This window comes from Microbacterium sp. F01, assembly GCF_056156365.1.
On sequence record NZ_CM149592.1, the window covers coordinates 2,232,312 to 2,249,111 of the forward strand.

General features: G+C 70.4%; 16 protein-coding genes and 1 tRNA gene. 7 read left to right on the forward strand and 10 right to left on the reverse strand.

The genetic code is table 11. The features are described from left to right. The first annotated feature begins 70 nt into the window (after window positions 1–70). The 5 genes from orn (at window position 71) to ACVN90_RS10220 (ending at window position 2,006) form a co-directional block, all read left to right on the forward strand. Complete coding sequence (orn, locus tag ACVN90_RS10200) at window positions 71–697, forward strand: oligoribonuclease (protein WP_475102007.1); 627 nt, start codon at window positions 71–73, stop codon at window positions 695–697. A gap of 37 nt (window positions 698–734) precedes the next feature. Then, window positions 735–810: transfer RNA gene (locus tag ACVN90_RS10205), tRNA-His, on the forward strand. A gap of 58 nt (window positions 811–868) precedes the next feature. Continuing rightward, complete coding sequence (locus tag ACVN90_RS10210) at window positions 869–1,216, forward strand: metallopeptidase family protein (protein WP_475102096.1); 348 nt, start codon at window positions 869–871, stop codon at window positions 1,214–1,216. Continuing rightward, window positions 1,216–1,515 carry an ATP-dependent Clp protease adapter ClpS gene (gene clpS / locus ACVN90_RS10215; protein WP_475102008.1) on the forward strand — a complete coding sequence of 100 codons (300 nt, stop codon included), beginning with the start codon at window positions 1,216–1,218 and terminating at the stop codon, window positions 1,513–1,515. The genes ACVN90_RS10210 and clpS overlap by 1 nt, the downstream gene beginning before the upstream one ends. Next, window positions 1,512–2,006 carry a DUF2017 family protein gene (locus ACVN90_RS10220; protein ID WP_475102009.1) on the forward strand — a complete coding sequence of 165 codons (495 nt, stop codon included), beginning with the start codon at window positions 1,512–1,514 and terminating at the stop codon, window positions 2,004–2,006. The genes clpS and ACVN90_RS10220 overlap by 4 nt, the downstream gene beginning before the upstream one ends. Window positions 2,007–2,013: 7 nt before the next feature. On the opposite strand, the gene ACVN90_RS10225 is transcribed toward ACVN90_RS10220, so the two are convergent. From ACVN90_RS10225 to gatC, 6 genes are all read right to left on the reverse strand, one after another. Continuing rightward, entirely contained in the window at window positions 2,014–2,607 is a 594-nt protein-coding gene (locus ACVN90_RS10225; RefSeq protein ID WP_475102010.1) for a nucleoside/nucleotide kinase family protein, read from the reverse strand. Further along, complete coding sequence (locus ACVN90_RS10230) at window positions 2,582–2,902, reverse strand: hypothetical protein (RefSeq protein ID WP_159843834.1); 321 nt, start codon at window positions 2,900–2,902, stop codon at window positions 2,582–2,584. The genes ACVN90_RS10225 and ACVN90_RS10230 overlap by 26 nt, the downstream gene beginning before the upstream one ends. Before the next feature lie 82 nt (window positions 2,903–2,984). Beyond that, complete coding sequence (locus ACVN90_RS10235; RefSeq protein WP_475102011.1) at window positions 2,985–4,247, reverse strand: DNA polymerase IV; 1,263 nt, start codon at window positions 4,245–4,247, stop codon at window positions 2,985–2,987. 101 nt (window positions 4,248–4,348) lie between these two features. Then, window positions 4,349–5,872 (reverse strand): Asp-tRNA(Asn)/Glu-tRNA(Gln) amidotransferase subunit GatB, encoded by a 1,524-nt coding sequence (gatB, locus tag ACVN90_RS10240; protein ID WP_475102012.1) that lies wholly within the window; start codon window positions 5,870–5,872, stop codon window positions 4,349–4,351. Continuing rightward, the gene (gatA, locus tag ACVN90_RS10245) at window positions 5,872–7,392 is read right to left on the reverse strand and encodes an Asp-tRNA(Asn)/Glu-tRNA(Gln) amidotransferase subunit GatA (RefSeq protein WP_475102013.1); all 1,521 of its coding nucleotides are present in this window, start codon (window positions 7,390–7,392) and stop codon (window positions 5,872–5,874) included. Before gatA ends, gatB begins: the two co-directional genes overlap by 1 nt. Before the next feature lie 11 nt (window positions 7,393–7,403). Further along, on the reverse strand, window positions 7,404–7,703 hold the full coding sequence (gatC, locus tag ACVN90_RS10250; RefSeq protein WP_475102014.1) for an Asp-tRNA(Asn)/Glu-tRNA(Gln) amidotransferase subunit GatC: 300 nt from the start codon (window positions 7,701–7,703) through the stop codon (window positions 7,404–7,406). A gap of 60 nt (window positions 7,704–7,763) precedes the next feature. On the opposite strand from gatC, the gene ACVN90_RS10255 reads away from it, so the two are divergent. Continuing rightward, window positions 7,764–9,464, forward strand: a complete 1,701-nt coding sequence (locus ACVN90_RS10255) for a long-chain-fatty-acid--CoA ligase (RefSeq protein WP_475102015.1) — start codon at window positions 7,764–7,766, stop codon at window positions 9,462–9,464. Window positions 9,465–9,468: 4 nt separating this feature from the next. Here ACVN90_RS10255 and ACVN90_RS10260 read toward each other — a convergent pair whose 3' ends face one another. The 4 genes from ACVN90_RS10260 to ACVN90_RS10275 form a co-directional block, all read right to left on the reverse strand. Then, complete coding sequence (locus tag ACVN90_RS10260) at window positions 9,469–9,777, reverse strand: YciI family protein (RefSeq protein WP_475102016.1); 309 nt, start codon at window positions 9,775–9,777, stop codon at window positions 9,469–9,471. A 54-nt stretch (window positions 9,778–9,831) separates the two neighbouring features. Continuing rightward, the gene (gene ligA / locus ACVN90_RS10265) at window positions 9,832–12,204 is read right to left on the reverse strand and encodes an NAD-dependent DNA ligase LigA (protein ID WP_475102017.1); all 2,373 of its coding nucleotides are present in this window, start codon (window positions 12,202–12,204) and stop codon (window positions 9,832–9,834) included. 83 nt (window positions 12,205–12,287) lie between these two features. Then, window positions 12,288–13,385, reverse strand: coding sequence for a tRNA 2-thiouridine(34) synthase MnmA (gene mnmA, locus ACVN90_RS10270; RefSeq protein WP_475102018.1), 1,098 nt, complete (start codon window positions 13,383–13,385; stop codon window positions 12,288–12,290). Between the two features lie 9 nt (window positions 13,386–13,394). After that, a complete protein-coding gene (locus tag ACVN90_RS10275) occupies window positions 13,395–14,579 on the reverse strand; it encodes a cysteine desulfurase family protein (RefSeq protein WP_475102097.1) in 1,185 nt (394 codons plus the stop codon). Between the two features lie 124 nt (window positions 14,580–14,703). Between ACVN90_RS10275 and glgX the strand changes: the two genes are divergently transcribed. Beyond that, window positions 14,704–16,788 carry a glycogen debranching protein GlgX gene (gene glgX / locus ACVN90_RS10280; protein WP_475102019.1) on the forward strand — a complete coding sequence of 695 codons (2,085 nt, stop codon included), beginning with the start codon at window positions 14,704–14,706 and terminating at the stop codon, window positions 16,786–16,788. Window positions 16,789–16,800 lie beyond the last annotated feature (12 nt).

Here is a 16,800-nt window from a genome sequence, read left to right on the forward strand (position 1 = left end):
GTCCGGCGTGGGAGTCGGCACCCGAGTCCAGGCCCGTGGGATGTCTGGACTTGCGATAAGGATGGAGCACATGGTGGGTGCATCCGAGAACGACCGTCTGGTATGGATCGACTGCGAGATGACCGGGCTCGACCTCGGCGTGGACGAGTTGGTGGAGATCGCTGTGGTCGTCACCGACTTCGAGCTGCGCACGCTCGATCCCGGCTTCTCCGTCGTGATCAAGCCCGACGAATCGGCACTGGCGAACATGAACGAGTTCGTCACCAACATGCACCGCACCTCCGGGCTCCTCGACGAGATCCCCCAGGGCGTGAGCCTGGCGGACGCCGAGTTCCAGGTGCTCGAGTACATCCAGCGGTTCGTCCCACTCGAGGGCAAGGCTCCCCTCGCCGGAAACACCATCGGCACCGACCGCATGTTCCTCGCGAAGTACATGCCGCGTGTCGACCGCTGGCTGCACTACCGCAACGTCGACGTCTCGAGCATCAAGGAGTTGTCGCGCCGCTGGTACCCGCGCGCGTACATCCACGCCCCCGCGAAGGACGGCGGTCACCGCGCCCTGGCCGACATCCTCGAGTCGATCCGCGAACTCGCGTACTACCGCCAGGCGGTGTTCGTTCCAGAGCCCGGCCCGACGAGCGACGGCGCGCGCGCAGCTGCTGCTGCCGTCGTGTCGTCGTTTGCTCCGGAGGTGTGAGAGAATCGTCTGGTTGCCCGCGCGAGCGGGAGACATGGTGGGTATAGCTCAGTTGGTAGAGCACCTGGTTGTGGTCCAGGGGGTCGCGGGTTCAAGTCCCGTTACTCACCCCAAATCAATCGAATGGGGCGCGTCTTTCGCGCCCCATTCGCGTAGAAGCGGGGCATCATGATGGAGATGGATGCCGCGACCTTCGAGACGCTCGTGATCGACGAGCTGGACGCCCTCCCCGACGACATGGTCGAGGGCCTCGACAACGTCGTGTTCGTCGTCGAAGACCGACCGGAGGACGGCAGCCTCGAGCTGCTGGGGCTCTATGACGGCTGGGCGCTGACGGAGCGGGAACGCTACGGGATCGGCGAGCTGCCCGATCGCATCATCGTCTACCGCGAACCGCATCTGGCGGTGTGCGATGACGAGGATGAGCTGCGCAACGAGGTGCACACCACGCTGGTGCACGAGATCGCGCACTTCTACGGAATCGACGATGATCGCCTGCACGAGCTGGGGTGGGCATGATGGCCCCGCTCGCTGCACCATCGGTCGAGGAGGACATCGACGTCGCTGAGCGCGTCGATCCCGCGCGCCCGTGGCAGACGGTGGTCTGGGACGACCCCGTCAACCTGATGAGCTACGTCACCCATGTCTTCCGCGAGTACTTCGGTCTCGTGCGTGCCGACGCCGAACGGCTCATGCTCGCCGTGCACAACGACGGGCACGCCGTCGTCTCGCAGGGCCCCCGCGAGCAGATGGAGATGCATGCCCAGGCGATGCACGACTACGGCTTGTGGGCGACCGTGAGGCAGGAGCCCCGGTGAGCCGCCGGATCGTCGTGCTCGAGCTCGCCCGGCTCGAGGCGGCGCACCTCGCAGGGCTCGTCGGCCAGTTCGCCGAGTTGCTTCGCGAGTCCGCGCCCGACGCCGGCGACCCGGCGATCGCCCGGCTGGTGCCGTCCGCGTACGCGGACGACGAGGAGGCCGCGCGGGAGTTCCGGGCCCTGACGCAGGCGGACCTGCTCGGTCGACGGGAGTCGGACGCCGGCCTCGTGCTGGCCTCCCTTCAGGACGCGGCTCAGATCCCCGAGGATCCCGACGACCCGGCGCTGCTGGAAGAGGTCGAGATCAGGCTCGATCCAGAGACGGCCCAGGCATGGCTGCGCACCCTCGCGGCCGTCCGTCTGGTGCTGGCGACGCGGTTGGGCGTCGTCGTAGAGGACGACCACGAGCACGACGATCCGCGCTTCGGCGTCTACGACTGGATCGGGTACCGGCTCGACGGCCTCGTGGCGGCCGTCGACCGCGCGGACTGATCCGCGCTCACGGCACGGGGATCACGAGGGTCGCGAGGTTCATCGGATCGTCGCGGGTGACGTGCCGGTGCTCCTGGCGCGCCCATCGCTCCCAATGCGGACGGTACGTCTCGCCGTCACGGGTCAGCGCCCGCTGCTTGCGCGACGCCGCCGGCGACTCGAGCCAGACGCGGACGTCGGCGAGGCGCGCCGTCGCGGGCGTGAGGACTCCCGAGCCCTCGACGATGAGCGGCAGAGACGGGTCGACGGCGTGCGCCTCGGCGGGCTCGCCGACGGTCCAGTCCCACCGCTGCCACACACCCACGAGCCCTTTGGCGTGCGGGGTCAGGATCTGGTCCTTCGCGAGCGCGACGCCGTCGTCCAGGCCGTCCCAGCCCGGGTAGATCGAATCGAGCGCCACGAGCTGCACCCGGCCGCGCAGCGGCCATCGTGCGACCAGAGTCCGTGCCAGCGACGTCTTGCCGGCTCCGCTGCGTCCGTCGATGAGGACGACCGGATTCGAGGCCGCGACCTGCGCGATCGCCGCGATGATCTGGCCGACCGCGATATCGAGCGAGTTGCCGACGGCGTCCGGGCTACTTCTTGAGGGTGCGGATGACACGGCTGAGCGCGCGACCGGCGAAGAAGACGAACGGAATCGCGACCGTCAGGAGCGCGATGATGTTCGGCTCGAACCGCAGCCCGTCGCCCTGCCGGATGTATGCGCCGACCGGGATGGCCCAGCCTCCGCCGCCTCCGCCGCCGTTGCCGGCCTCATCCGATCCGCCGCCGAAGCCTGACCACGTCAATGCAACGGGGATGATGCGAACGCCGTCGACATCCTGCTGCTCGCCGTATGCGCTCTTCACGCCGAAGGACGCGGACTGCTTGCCGAGTTCGAGTGCGATGTTGGGCATGCGTCCAACGTACCCGGCGCCGCGCCCCTCGCACAGCGCGGGGGTGAACACCGGCAACCCATCGTGCCCCCGTTCTCCGGAGTCAGCCCTGGTCGAGCCTCGGCGCCGGCGGGCTCGAGGGAAGAGTGTCGCCGCCGCGAGTGCCGAGCAGCGTCGCTCGGGTGACCGCTCCGCGTCCGAACTTCGCGGTCGCGCCGTCCAGCGCGTCCTCGATCCGTCGCCAGCCCTCGTCGTCGTCCCACAGCGTCGCCATCGCCGTCCCGGCGGGGCGCAGCTTCTCCGCCCGGACGCCGATCAGCCGGACGGGCAGGGTGCGGTCGACCGCGGCGAACAGCTCGTGGGCGGCGTCGCCGATGCGCTGCCCGACCGCAGTGGGCTCGGCGAGCGTCTGCGAGCGCGAAATGGTGGTGAAGTCCGCGTACCGCACCTTGATCGCGACCGTGGACGCCTCCCACCCGCTGCTGCGCAGTCGCGCGCCGACCCGGTCGGCGAGGCGCCGCAGCTCGGAACGCAGGATCGCGGTGTCGCCGATGTCTTCGTGGAAGGTCTCTTCGTGCCCCACGCTCTTCTCCAGCCGGCCTGTGTCGACCTCGCGTGCATCGATCCCCCGCGCAAGGTGCCAGATGCGGTCCCCCATCGCGACGCCAAGAGCGCGATCGAGCAGTTCGCGGGGGGTGTCGATCACGTCGGCGATGGTGCGGATGCCGCGCGCCTCGAGCGCTTCGGAAGTCTTGGGTCCGACGCCCCACAGCGCGCGTACCGACCGTGGGGCGAGGAATGCGGCGGTGTCCGCCTCGGCGACGATCAGGAGGCCGTCGGGTTTGCTCAAGGTGGAGGCCATCTTCGCGACATGCTTCGTCGCGGCGACGCCGACGCTGCAGGTGAGGCCGGTCTCGTCGAGGACGCGGCGGCGCAGCATCCGTGCGATCTCTCCCGGACTCCCCCAGAGCCGCCGCGCACCGCGCACGTCGAGGAATGCTTCGTCGATCGAGAGCGGCTCGACCAGCGGGGTCACGTCGCGGAAGATGCGCATCACCTGCGACGACATCTCGAGATACCGATCGAAGTGCGGAAGGACGACGATCGCGTGCGGGCACAGTCGCAGCGCCTGGCCGACCGGCATCGCCGAGCGCACGCCGAAGCGACGGGCCTCGTACGATGCGCTCGAGACGACGGAGCGGCTCTCGGGCGCGCCGATGATGATCGCCTTGCCGCGCAGGGAGGGGTCGTCCAGCTGCTCGACCGACGCGTAGAACGCGTCCATGTCGACGTGCAGGATTCCCGCACCGCTGTCGTCGGCACCCTTTGGTGAGACGACCCGGCCGGTTCCGTCGCCACGCCCCATGCGTCCATCCTCCCAGCAACCGCGGACATCGACGCGAGAGGGCGGATCCCGGTCAGGACCCGCCCTCTCGTCGAGCTCGAACGCCCGCCTCCGTCGTTCTCCTAGGCGTCCGCGGAGCCTGCGCGCTCGAGCACGAGCTCGCGCACGCGGGCGGCATCCGCCTGGCCCTTCATCGCCTTCATGACCGCGCCGATCACCGCGCCCGCAGCCTGCACCTTGCCGTCGCGGATCTTCTCGAGCACGTCGGGCTGAGCGGCCAGTGCCTCGTCGATCGCCGCGATGAGCGCACCGTCGTCCGAGACGACCGCGAGCCCGCGGGCGTCGACGATCTCCTGCGGCGTGCCCTCACCGGCGATCATCCCCTCGAGCACCTGGCGCGCGAGTTTGTCGGTCAGGGTCCCGGCATCGACGAGCGACTGCAGAGCGGCCACGTCCGCCGGCGTCGCCAGCTCCGCGGGTTCGCGGCCCTCGGCGTTGGCGATGCGCAGGAGCTCGCCCGTCCACCACTTGCGCGCTGAAGCGGGCGACGTGCCCGCCGCGATCGTGGCTTCGACCTCCGCGAGCAGTCCCGCGTTCACGACGCCCTGGAAGTCGATGTCTGCGAAGCCCCAGTCGGCCTTGAGGCGACGCCGGCGAGCCGCGGGCGGCTCGGGCAGCGCGGCGCGGAGCTGCTCGATCAACTCGAGCGACGGCGCGACCGGCAGCAGGTCGGGCTCCGGGAAGTAGCGGTAGTCGTCGGCGTCGGACTTGGGACGACCTGGCGATGTGGTGCCCGTGTCCTCGTGCCAGTGACGCGTCTCCTGCGTGATCGTTCCGCCGGCGGCGAGGATCGCCGCCTGGCGCTGGATCTCGTAACGCACCGCACGCTCGACCGAGCGCATCGAGTTGACGTTCTTCGTCTCGGTGCGCGTGCCGAGCTTCTCCTGGCCGCGTGGGCGCAGCGACACATTGGCGTCGCAGCGGAGATTGCCGCGCTCCATGCGCGCCTCCGAGATGCCGAGCGCGATCACGATGTCGCGGATCGTCGCGACGTACGCCTTCGCGATCTCCGGCGCGCGGTGCTCGGCGCCGAAGATCGGCTTGGTGACGATCTCGACGAGCGGGACGCCGGCGCGGTTGTAGTCGACCAGCGAGTACTCGGCGCCCTGGATGCGACCGGTCGAGCCGCCGACGTGCGTGAGCTTGCCGGCATCCTCTTCCATGTGCGCGCGCTCGATCGGCACCGTGACGATCTCACCGTCGGCCAGCTCGATGTCGACCGAGCCCTCGAACGCGATGGGCTCGTCGTACTGCGAGATCTGATAGTTCTTGCCGAGGTCGGGGTAGAAGTAGTTCTTCCGCGCGAACCGGCTCGACGGCGCGATCGAGCAGCCGAGCGCGAGGCCCAGGCTGATCGAGTAGCGGACCGCGGTCTCGTTGACGACGGGCAGCGCACCCGGCAGGCCCATGTCGACGGGCGCGACGAGGGTGTTCGCCTCGGCGCCGTGGTTCGCGGAGTTCGCGGGGTTCGCCGCCGCCGAGAACATCTTGGTCTCGGTGTTGAGCTCGACGTGCACCTCGAACCCGAGGACCGGCTCGTAGAGCTCGAGCGCCTTGTCGAAGTCCATCAGCTTGTCCTTCGCCATCAGCGGGCACCTCCGTTCGCGCCGAGGGCCGGCGCCCTGTCGAGGAGCGGACCGCCCCACGAGTCGACGAGCAGGGACTCCAGCGCCGCACCGACGCGGTACAGACGCGCGTCCTCGTGCGCAGGAGCGAGGAACTGGATCCCGACAGGCAGGCCGTCCTCCGACGCCAGGCCAGACGGGATCGAGATGCCCGGCACGCCGGCGAGGTTCGCCGGGATCGTCGTCACGTCGTTGAGGTACATCTGCAGCGGGTCGTCGATCTTCTCGCCGAGCTTGAACGCGGTGGTCGGTGCCGACGGTGTCGCGATGACATCCACCTGCGCGAACGCGTCCGCGAAGTCGCGCTGGATGAGCGTACGCACCTTCTGGGCCGAACCGTAGTAGGCGTCGTAGTAGCCCGCCGACAGCGCGTAGGTGCCGAGGATGATGCGGCGCTTCACCTCGTCGCCGAAGCCGGCGTCGCGGGTCTTCGCCATGACGTCCTCGACGGTGCCGCCGGGAACATCGACGCGCAGGCCGAAGCGGACCGAGTCGAACTTGGCCAGATTGCTGGATGCCTCGGCCGGGAGAATCAGGTAGTAGGCGGCGACGCCGTACTCGAAGTGCGGTGCGCTGATCTCGACGATCTCGGCGCCCTGCTCCTCCATCGCGGCCAGCGCCGCACGGAACGACTCCGACACACCCGCCTGGAAGCCGCTGTCGGGGAGCTCGCGGATGACACCCACCTTGAGGCCCTTGAGCACCTCGCCGGTGGCGCCCTCGCGGGCGGCGCCGGCGAACGACGGCCACTCGTGGGCGAGCGACGTGGAGTCGTGCGGGTCGTGCCCGCCGATGACATCGTGGAGGAGCCCGGCGTCGAGCACCGTCCGGGTCACGGGGCCGACCTGGTCGAGGCTCGATGCGAGAGCGATCGCGCCGTAGCGGCTGACGCCGCCGTAGGTCGGCTTGATGCCCACCGTTCCGGTGACGTGCGCCGGCTGGCGGATCGAGCCGCCGGTGTCGGAGCCGAGGGCCAGCGGCGCCTCGAAGGCCGCGACCGCGGCGGCCGAGCCGCCGCCCGAGCCGCCGGGGATGCGCGAGAGGTCCCACGGGTTGCGGGTCGGACCGTAGGCCGAGTGCTCGGTCGACGAGCCCATCGCGAACTCGTCCATGTTGGTCTTGCCGAGCGGCACCAGACCCGCGGCGCGCGAGCGCGCGACGACGGTCGCGTCGTACGGCGACATGTAGCCCTCGAGGATCTTCGAGCCGCTGGTCGACGGCATGTCGGTCGTCACCAGCACGTCCTTGATCGCCAGAGGCACACCCGCGAGCGGACCGAGGTCGTGGCCGGCCGAGCGCCGGCGGTCGATGTCGGCGGCCACGTCGAGCGCGTGCTCGCTGACGTGGAGGAAGGCGTGCACGTCGGCGTCCACCGCGGCGATGCGATCGAGGTGGGCCTGCGTGGCCTCCACGCTCGAGACCTCGCCGGCGGAGAGCTTGTCTGCGAGCGCGGCGGCGCTCAGCTTCGTGAGATCGGTCACGTCGGGGTCCCTTACTGCTCTTCGCCGAGGATGGCCGTCACGCGGAAACGCCCGTCCGCGGAATCAGGCGCGTTCTGCAGCACCTGCGCGGGCGTCAGCAGGTCACCGGGAACGTCCGAACGGAACACGTTCTCGAGGGCGATCGGGTGGCTGGTGGCGGGGACGTCGGGCGTGGCGACCTCGGAGACCTTGGCGATGTTGTCGACGATCGCATCGAGCTGGCCGGTGAGGCGCTCGATCTCTCCGTCGCTCAGCTGGATCCGGGCGAGCACACCGAGATGGCGCACGAGATCGGGGGTGATTTCAGACACCAGATAAGACTACCGGGGCCGCACCACTGGCCCGAGGCGCCCCCGGCGTAGGCTGTGGCCGTGACGACCTTCGACCCGCCTCGCCCCTGGATCGCCAGTTACGCCGAAGGCGTCCCGGAGGACCTCGCCCCCGTGACGGGCTCTCTCGTCGACATCGTCGATGCCTCTGCACGCGATTACCCGGATGCTGCGGCCCTGCAGTTCTTCGGACGCGAGACGTCGTACCGCTCGCTGCAGGAGCAGATCGAGCGTGCGGCGGCAGGACTGCGCAACCTCGGTGTGAAGGCAGGCGACCCCGTCGCGATCGTGCTGCCCAATTGCCCGCAGCACATCGTCGCGTTCTACGCGATCCTGAGGCTCGGCGCCGTCGTCATCGAGCACAACCCGCTCTACACACCACGGGAGCTTCGCAAGCAGTTCGAGGATCACGGCGCGAAGCACGCCATCGTGTGGACCAAGGTCGTCGCGACCGTGCAGGAGTTCCCCACCGACCTCGCGGTGACGAACCTCATCTCTGTCGACGTCATCAAGGCGATGCCGTTCGGCACCCGCCTCGCGCTCAAGCTCCCCGTCGCGAAGGCCCGCGAGGCCCGCGAGGCGCTCTCCGAGCGCGTCTCCGGCACGGTGACCTGGGAGCAGGTCGTCGGGTCGTCGCCGCTCCCGGCATCCCACCCGCGCCCGGGCACCGACGACCTCGCACTCATCCAGTACACGAGCGGCACGACCGGCACCCCGAAGGGTGCGTCGCTCACGCATCGCAACCTGCTCTCGAACGCGGCGCAGGCGCGCGCGTGGGTGCCGTCGATCGTGCGCGGAGACGGATGCGTCGTGTACGCCGTGCTGCCGATGTTCCACGCCTACGGGCTGACGCTGTGCCTGACCTTCGCCATGTCGATGGGCGCACGGCTGGTGCTCTTCCCGCGCTTCGATCCCGACATGGTGCTGGACGTGACCAAGAAGCATCCGGCGACGTTCCTCCCGCTCGTGCCGCCGATCGCCGATCGCCTGCTCAAGGCGGCGCGCGAGAAGGGCGTGGCGCTCACGGGCACCGAGGTCGCGATCTCGGGCGCCATGGCACTCCCCCACGAGCTGGTGGTGCCGTTCGAAGCGGCCTCTGGCGGGTTCCTCGTCGAGGGCTACGGCCTCAGCGAGTGCTCGCCGGTGCTGATGGCGAACCCGGTCGCCGACAATCGCGTCCCCGGCACCGTCGGCCTGCCCCTGCCCGGTACGGAGTGCCGCGTCGTCGATCCCGACGACCCCACGCAGGACGTGCCGGCGGGCGAGCGCGGCGAACTCGTCGTGCGCGGGCCGCAGGTGTTCGGCGGCTACTACGGCAAGCCCGAGGAGACCGAGGCGGTCTTCACCGAGGGGTGGTTCCGCACCGGCGATATCGTCACGATCGACGACGCCGGGTTCGTCCGCATCGTCGACCGGATCAAGGAGCTCATCATCACGGGCGGATTCAACGTCGCCCCGACGGAGGTCGAGAACGCGCTCCGCCAGCACCCGCAGGTCGATGATGCCGCGGTCGTCGGGCTGCCGAGCGAGCATTCCGGCGAGGAGGTCGTCGCGGCGATCGTCGTCTCTCCGGGTCAGGAGATCGACGTCGAAGCCGTCCGCGAGTTCGCCCGCGGCATTCTCACGCCGTACAAGGTTCCTCGGCGCATCTACGTCGTCGACGAGCTGCCGAAGTCCCTCATCGGCAAGGTGCTGCGTCGCCAGGTGCGCGACCGCCTGCTCGCGCTGAACACGGGCGCCTGACGACTCACTCCCCGAGCCCGTCGCGCGCGACCGCGATCCGGTACGGGTGCAGAGAGGCGACGAAGACGCCTGCCGCGACCGCGGGGTCGGCGTCCATGACCGCGCGAGCGGCCGACTCGTCGTCGGCCTCGAAGATCGTGATGCCGAACGTGCCCTCCGCCTCCTGTGTGCGGCCGGCGAGGATCAGCGTGCCCTGGTCGCGGAGCTCGACCAGGTAATCGAAGTGGGCGCCGACGATGCGCTGCTCGTCGGGCGTCGCGTCGACGACCATCTCGGGCCGCGAAGGGACGATGCGGTAGAGCCACTGCGTCATGCGGTCATCATCGCAGCAGTCGCCCGACGATGCATCGATTCCGCGCGGCTCGGGTCAGCCCGCGTCGGGCTCGAGGGCGTCGAGCGCTTCGGGTCCCCGTGTCACCAGGATGTGGAACTGTGCGGCGTCGAGAATGCGGATGCCGAGCTCCTCCGCCTTCGTGAGCTTCGAACCGGCCCCCGGCCCCGCCGCGACGAAGTCGGTCTTCTTCGACACGCTCGACGCCGCCTTGCCTCCGGCCTTGAGGATCGCCTCCTGCGCGCCCTCTCGGCTGTACCCCTCCAGCGACCCGGTCGCGACGACGGTGAGGCCGTCGAGCACACCACCGGTGCTGACCGCTGCGCCCGGCCCGGGGTGGCCGGGGGTGGCGAGTCGGGCGCCCGCCGCGGCCCAGCGAGCGACGATGTCGCGGTGCCAGTCCACGTCGAACCACTCCCGGAGCGAGTCGGCGATGATCCCGCCCACGCCCTCGACCGCGGCGAGGTCGTCACGCGATGCCTCGCGGATCGCCTCGACCGAGCCGAACCACTGCGCCAGCGCGCGCGCCGCCACCGGGCCGACGTGGCGGATGTTGAGAGCCACCAGGAACCGCCAAAGTTCCTTGCCCTTCGCGCGCTCCAGCTGATCGATCAGCGTGAGCGCCTGCGCCGAAGGCTGAGCCTCGGTGATGCCTGCCTTCTTCTCCGCCGGCGTGGGGTTGCGCCGGAACGGCGCCCGCCGCACGACCTCGCCCGTCTTCTCGTCGATGCGGGGTTCTCCGGTCTCGGCATCGCGCACGACGACCTCGATCGGCACGAGCTGGTCGACGGTGAGTTCGAAGAGCGTCGCCTCGGTCTCGAGCGGCGGCACCTCGGGCACGGACGGCTGCGTGAGGGCGGCCGCGGTGACCTCGCCCAGCGCCTCGATGTCGAGGGCACCGCGCGAGCCGATGTGCTCGACGCGACCGCGCACCTGCGCCGGGCACGCTCGCGTGTTCGGGCAGCGGAGGTCGATGTCGCCTTCCTTCGCCGGCGCGAGCGGGAAGCCGCACTCGGGGCAGTCCGCGGGCATGACGAACTCGCGCTCGGTGCCGTCGCGGAGTTCGACCACCGGACCGAGGATCTCGGGGATCACATCACCCGCCTTGCGGAGCACGACCGTGTCGCCGATCAGCACACCCTTCGCGCGGACGACGTCCTGGTTGTGCAGCGTCGCCTGACGGACCACCGATCCGGCGACGCGAGCGGGAGCCATCACGGCGAACGGCGTGGCGCGACCCGTGCGCCCCACCGAGACGACGATGTCGAGCAGCTTCGTGTTCACCTGTTCGGGCGGGTACTTGTACGCGATCGCCCAGCGCGGAGCTCGGCTCGTCGCGCCGAGCTCGTCGTGGAGCGCGAGCTCGTCGACCTTGACGACGACGCCGTCGATCTCGTGCTCGACGTCGTGGCGGTGCTCGCCGTAGTGGGCGACGAACTCCAGCACGCCGTCGATGTCGTCGGCGGTTCGGAAGTATGGGCTCGTCGGGAGCCCCCACTCGGCGAGCAGCCCGTACGTCTCGCTCTGCGAGTCGACGGGCGGACGGCTCCACGCGCCGATTCCGTGGACGAACAGGCGGAGGGAGTCGAGCCGGGCCTGGCCCGCCTCCCGCTCGAGGCCGTCCTTCTTGTCGAGCTGCTGACGGAGGCCGCCCGAGGCGGCGTTGCGCGGGTTGGCGAACGACGGGAACCGCCGCTCCGCGCTCAATCGCGCCTTGGCCTCGTCGAACGCCCGGCTGCGGGCGCGCGTCTCTTCGACGGCTCGATCGCGCATGTCGGCCTGCAGCGCGTTCAGCGCTTCGAACGCCGCCACCGGGATGAACACCTCTCCGCGCACCTCGACGAGGTCGGGGTGCCCGGTGCCCTCGAGCCGCTGCGGGATGCCCGCGACGCGGACCGCGTTGATCGTGACGTCTTCGCCGGTGCGACCGTCGCCGCGTGTCGCCGCCGACGTCAGCACGCCACGCTCGTACCGCAGGCTGATCGCGAGTCCGTCGATCTTGAGCTCGGTGAGCCACCGGACCTTGCGGCCGGCCGCCGACTCGGTCTTGACGCACCAGTCGCGCAGCTCGTCGAGGCTGAAGACGTTGTCGAGGCTCAGCATGCGCTCGGCGTGCTCGACCGGCGCGAACATCGAGCTCTCGGCGGCGCCGACGGTCTGCGTGGGCGAGTCCTGGCCCTGGAGTTCGGGGTGAAGGCGCTCGAGCTCTTCGAGCCGATGCATCCACCCGTCGTAGGTCGCGTCGTCGACGAGTTCGGCGTTGCGCCCGTAGTACGCGTCACGGGCGTCGATGATGCGATCCGTCAGCTCTTGCGCTTCGGTGCGCGAGGCCTCCAGTCCGGCGTCGGTGGGAAGGGCGTCCGCCGCATCGAGCGGCGCGGAGGCTGGCGTACCGAGGTCATCCGTCACCGCACCAGTCTAGGAGCGGGGTCCGACACCTCCACGGCGCCGGGGAGTCCGCAGACGCCGGCGGCGCAGCATCCGTCCGCCGGCTACGCGTCGACCGGGACAGCCGAGACCGTCCGATCGATCGTGAACTGCCCGATCACGCGCGTACCGTCGTAGAGCACAGCCGTCTGGCCCGGCGCGACGCCGTCGAACGGCTCCGCCGGGACGACCGTCAGCACGCCGTCGGCGAGCGTCGCGGCAGCCGGGACGGGCTCGGCGTGCGCGCGGATCTGCACGTGGCAGGCGAACTCGCCCGCGGGCTGCGGGCGCCCGGCCCAGGAGTACCGCTCCCCCGCGATCTCGGCGGTCGCGAGAGCCTCCTTGGGGCCGACGACCACGGTGTTCGAGACCGGCCGCACCTCGAGCACGAACCGGGGCTTGCCATCGGGGGCCGGAACGCCGAGCTGCAGACCCCGACGCTGTCCGACGGTGAAGGCGTGGGCACCGTCGTGCGCGCCCACCACCGCGCCGGTCCGGTCGACGATGTCGCCGCGTTCTGCGCCGACCTTCTCGGCGAGCCAGCCGCGCGTGTCGCCGTCGGGGATGAAGCAGATGTCGTGGCTGTCCGGCTTGTGCGCGACGGTCAGGCCGCGCTCCTCGGCCTCGGCGCGCACGAGGGCCTTGGAGGGCGTAGAGCCGAGAGGGAAATACGTGTGCGCGAGCTGCTCGGCGTTCAGGACGCCGAGCACATAGGACTGGTCCTTGGCGGCATCGGAAGCCCGGTGCAGCTCGAGGCCTTCGGCGCCGTCGACGAGCGTCGCGTAGTGCCCGGTGCACACCGCGTCGAAGCCGAGCTCGAGCGCGCGCTCCAGGAGCGCGGCGAACTTGATCTTCTCGTTGCACCGCATGCACGGGTTCGGGGTGCGGCCGGCGCGGTACTCGGCCACGAAGTCGTCGATGACATCGTCGCGGAACCGCTCGGAGAAGTCCCACACGTAGAACGGGATGCCGAGCCGGTCGGCGGCCCGCCGCGCGTCCATGGCGTCCTCGATGGTGCAGCAGCCGCGGCTGCCGGTGCGCAGCGTGCCACCCGCTCGCGAGAGCGCCAGGTGGACGCCGACGACATCGTGGCCCGCCTCGACGGCCCGGGCGGCCGCGACGGCGGAGTCCACTCCACCGCTCATGGCCGCAAGGATCCGCATGGGTCCAGTCTACGAACCCTTGCCTGACCGTGGCCCGGACGCCGCCCGCGCACGCTCGACGACGTCGGGCAGCACCGCGAGCACGGCGTCGACGTCGGAGTCGGCGGTGGTGCGGCCGAGCGTGAACCGCAGCACCTGGCGGGCTTCGGCATCCGTCCGTCCCATCGCGAGCACGACGTGCGACGGCTCCGGCACGCCCGCCTGGCACGCCGATCCCGTCGAGACCTCGATGCCGGCCATGTCCAGCAGGAAGAGCAGCGTCTCGCCCGATGCCCTCGGAAACAGCAGGTGCGCGTTGCCGGGCACGCGGTCGACGGGGTCGCCGAGCAGCTCGACATCGGGAATCGAATCACGGATGCTGCGCACCAGCCGCTCCCGCAGCGCCGTGAGTCGTTCCGCCTCGGTCGCGCGCTCCACCTCGGCGAGCTCCGCGGCGACCGCGAAGGCGGCGGCTCCGGGAACGTCCTGTGTACCGGCGCGCAGTCGCCGCTGCTGGCCACCGCCGTGCACGAGGGCGGTGAGCTCGGCGCCGCGCGCGACGACGAGCGCACCCACGCCCGTCGGCCCACCGATCTTGTGCGCCGACACGCTCAGGGCTGCGAGGCCTGCGCGGCCGCGGGCATCGGCCCGCCAGTCGCGGAACGACACCGGCACGTGGCCGAAGGCCGCAACCGCGTCCAGGTGCAGCGGTACGCCGGCCTCCGCGGCGGACGCCGACAGCGCGGCGGCGTCGTTCACGGTGCCGGCTTCGTTGTTCGCCACGAGCGCGGTGGCCAGCGCGGCGCCGGGCAAGGCCGCGGTGAACTCGTCGAGGCGGATGCGGGCAGTGCCGTCGATGCCGACGTGCCGCACGAGCGCGCCCTGCGCGTCGAGCCATTCGACCGCGTCGAGTGTCGCGTGATGTTCGCCGTCCGGCAGCACCACGGTGTCGGCATCCGGTCGCCGGGCCCACCACAGGCCCTTCACCGCGAGGTTTACGGCCTCGGTGCCGCCCGAGGTGAACACGACCTCGATCGGATCGGCACCCACCACCGCGGCGAGGCGCTCGCGCGCTTCCTCGAGCACGCGTCGTGCGTGCTGTCCCGCGCCGTGGATGGAGGAGGCGTTGCCCACCGTCGCCGCGGCGTCGATCCACGCGTCTCGTGCCTCCGGCCGCAACGGCGCCGTCGCGGCGTGATCGAGATAGATCCGCACGTCGCCCATGACCGGTCGACCTCCTTCGCGAACGGACGCGGCGGGCTGCTGCATCCGAGTTCCGTGTCCGGTGGGACCCGGTGTCGTAACACCGCCGACTCGGACCATGGTTATGGTAGTCCGCATGATCAGCCCGGTCTCCGTCATCTCGCCGCCTGACGCGGGTCTGTTCGACCCCGAGCTCGACGGGCTGGGGGTCGTGCTGCTCGACGGGCATGCACGCCTGCGCGTCTGGTCGGATGCGGCGAACGCGATCGACCTCGTCGTCTTCGACGACACCGACCTCGACTGGATCACCGCGACCGAGCCCCTCGTCGCGATCGGCGGCGGTGTGTGGGAGATCACCACCCCGCTGCTGCGACCCGGCACGCGCTACGCGATCCGCGTCGACGGGCCGCAGGCCCCGGGCAACACTTTCAACCGCGGCACGCTCCTGCTGGAGCCCTACGCCCGCGGACTCGTCCGGACCGGCTACGACGGCTGGCGCTCGGAGGTCGTCGACGGATCGTTCGACTGGGGCGGCGTCGCCAAGCCCGCCATCCCGATGGACCGCACGGTGCTGTACGAGGGCCATCTCAAGGGCCTGTCGAAGCGGCATCCCGACGTCCCCGGTGCCCTCCGCGGCACGTACGCCGGTCTCGCGCACTCGGCCATGGTGAAGCATTTCCTCGACCTCGGCGTCACGAGCATCGAACTGCTGCCGATTCACGCGTTCACGACCGAACCGCGGCTGCTCCAGCATGGGCTCACCAACTACTGGGGTTACAACTCCCTGAACTTCTTCACGCCGCACGCGGCATACGCCACCGAGGACGCTCGTCGGCAGGGCCCCGAGGCCGTGCTGCGCGAGTTCAAGGGCATGGTGAAGCTGCTGCACGAAGCCGGGCTCGAGGTGATCCTCGACGTCGTCTACAACCACACCGCCGAGGAGGGCATCGGCGGTCCGCGTTCGAGTCTGCGCGGCATCGACAACCGCGCCTACTACCGCCAGCAGGCCGACGGCGCCTACATCGACGTCACGGGTTGCGGCAACGCGGTGAACACGTCGACGGATGCTGCGGCCCGCCTGGTGCTGGACTCGCTGCGCTACTGGGCCAACGACGTGCAGATCGACGGCTTCCGGTTCGACCTCGCCGCGACGCTCGGCCGCGATGCGGGGCACGTGTTCACGCCGGAGCATCCACTGCTGCGCGCCATCCTCGACGACCCCGCGCTCGCGGGCGTCAAGATGATCGCCGAGCCGTGGGACGTCGGCATGGGCGGATGGCAGACCGGGAACTTCGGCGACGGCTGGAGCGAGTGGAACGACCGCTACCGCGATCGCGTCCGCAACTTCTGGCTGAGCGACGTGGACTACGCGCGTCGCGCCTCGACCTCGCCGGTGGGCATCGGAGGCTTCGCCAACCGCCTCGCGGGATCTGCGAACACCTTCGCGGACGCCCGCGGTCCACTCGCGAGCATCAACTTCGTGACCGCGCACGACGGCTTCACGCTGCGCGACCTGGTGTCGTACGACGTCAAGCACAACCTCGGCAACGGCGAGCAGAACCGCGACGGAGCCGACACCAACCGCTCCTTCAACCACGGCGCGGAGGGCCCGACCGACGACGAGCGCATCCTCGCGACGCGGCGCAAGGCCATGCGCAACCTCCTGGGCACGCTGCTGCTGTCGGCCGGTGTGCCGATGCTGACCGCCGGCGACGAATTCGCCCGCACGCAGCGCGGGAACAACAACGCGTACTGCCACGACTCGGTCCTGACGTGGCTGTCGTGGGAGCACGCGCCGTGGCAGCAGGATCTCTACGCCCACGTGCGGCACCTCCTGCGCCTGCGTCGCGAGAACCCGGCACTGCGTCCCAGCCGCTTCGCGCGGCTCGGTGAACGCACGCCCTCGGCATCTGTCATGGAGTGGTACGACGAGCACGGCGAGACCATGTCGATCGAGCGGTGGACCGATCCGTCCCACCGCACGCTGCAGTACGTGGCCGCGTCCACGCCCGAGTTCGAGGGCTTCAACCGCGTGCTGCTCATGGTTCACGGCACCGAACGGCCGATCGAGGTCACGCTTCCCGACGTGGAGGGCGTGACGCGCTACGTCTCGCTGTGGTCGAGCGGCGACGAGACGCCGTCCGCGAGCGCGGAGTCCTTCGCCCCCGGAGAGACCGTCTCGCTCGCCGGAACGTCGATGCGCCTCTTCCGTGCCGAGTAGCGCGGAGCCGGC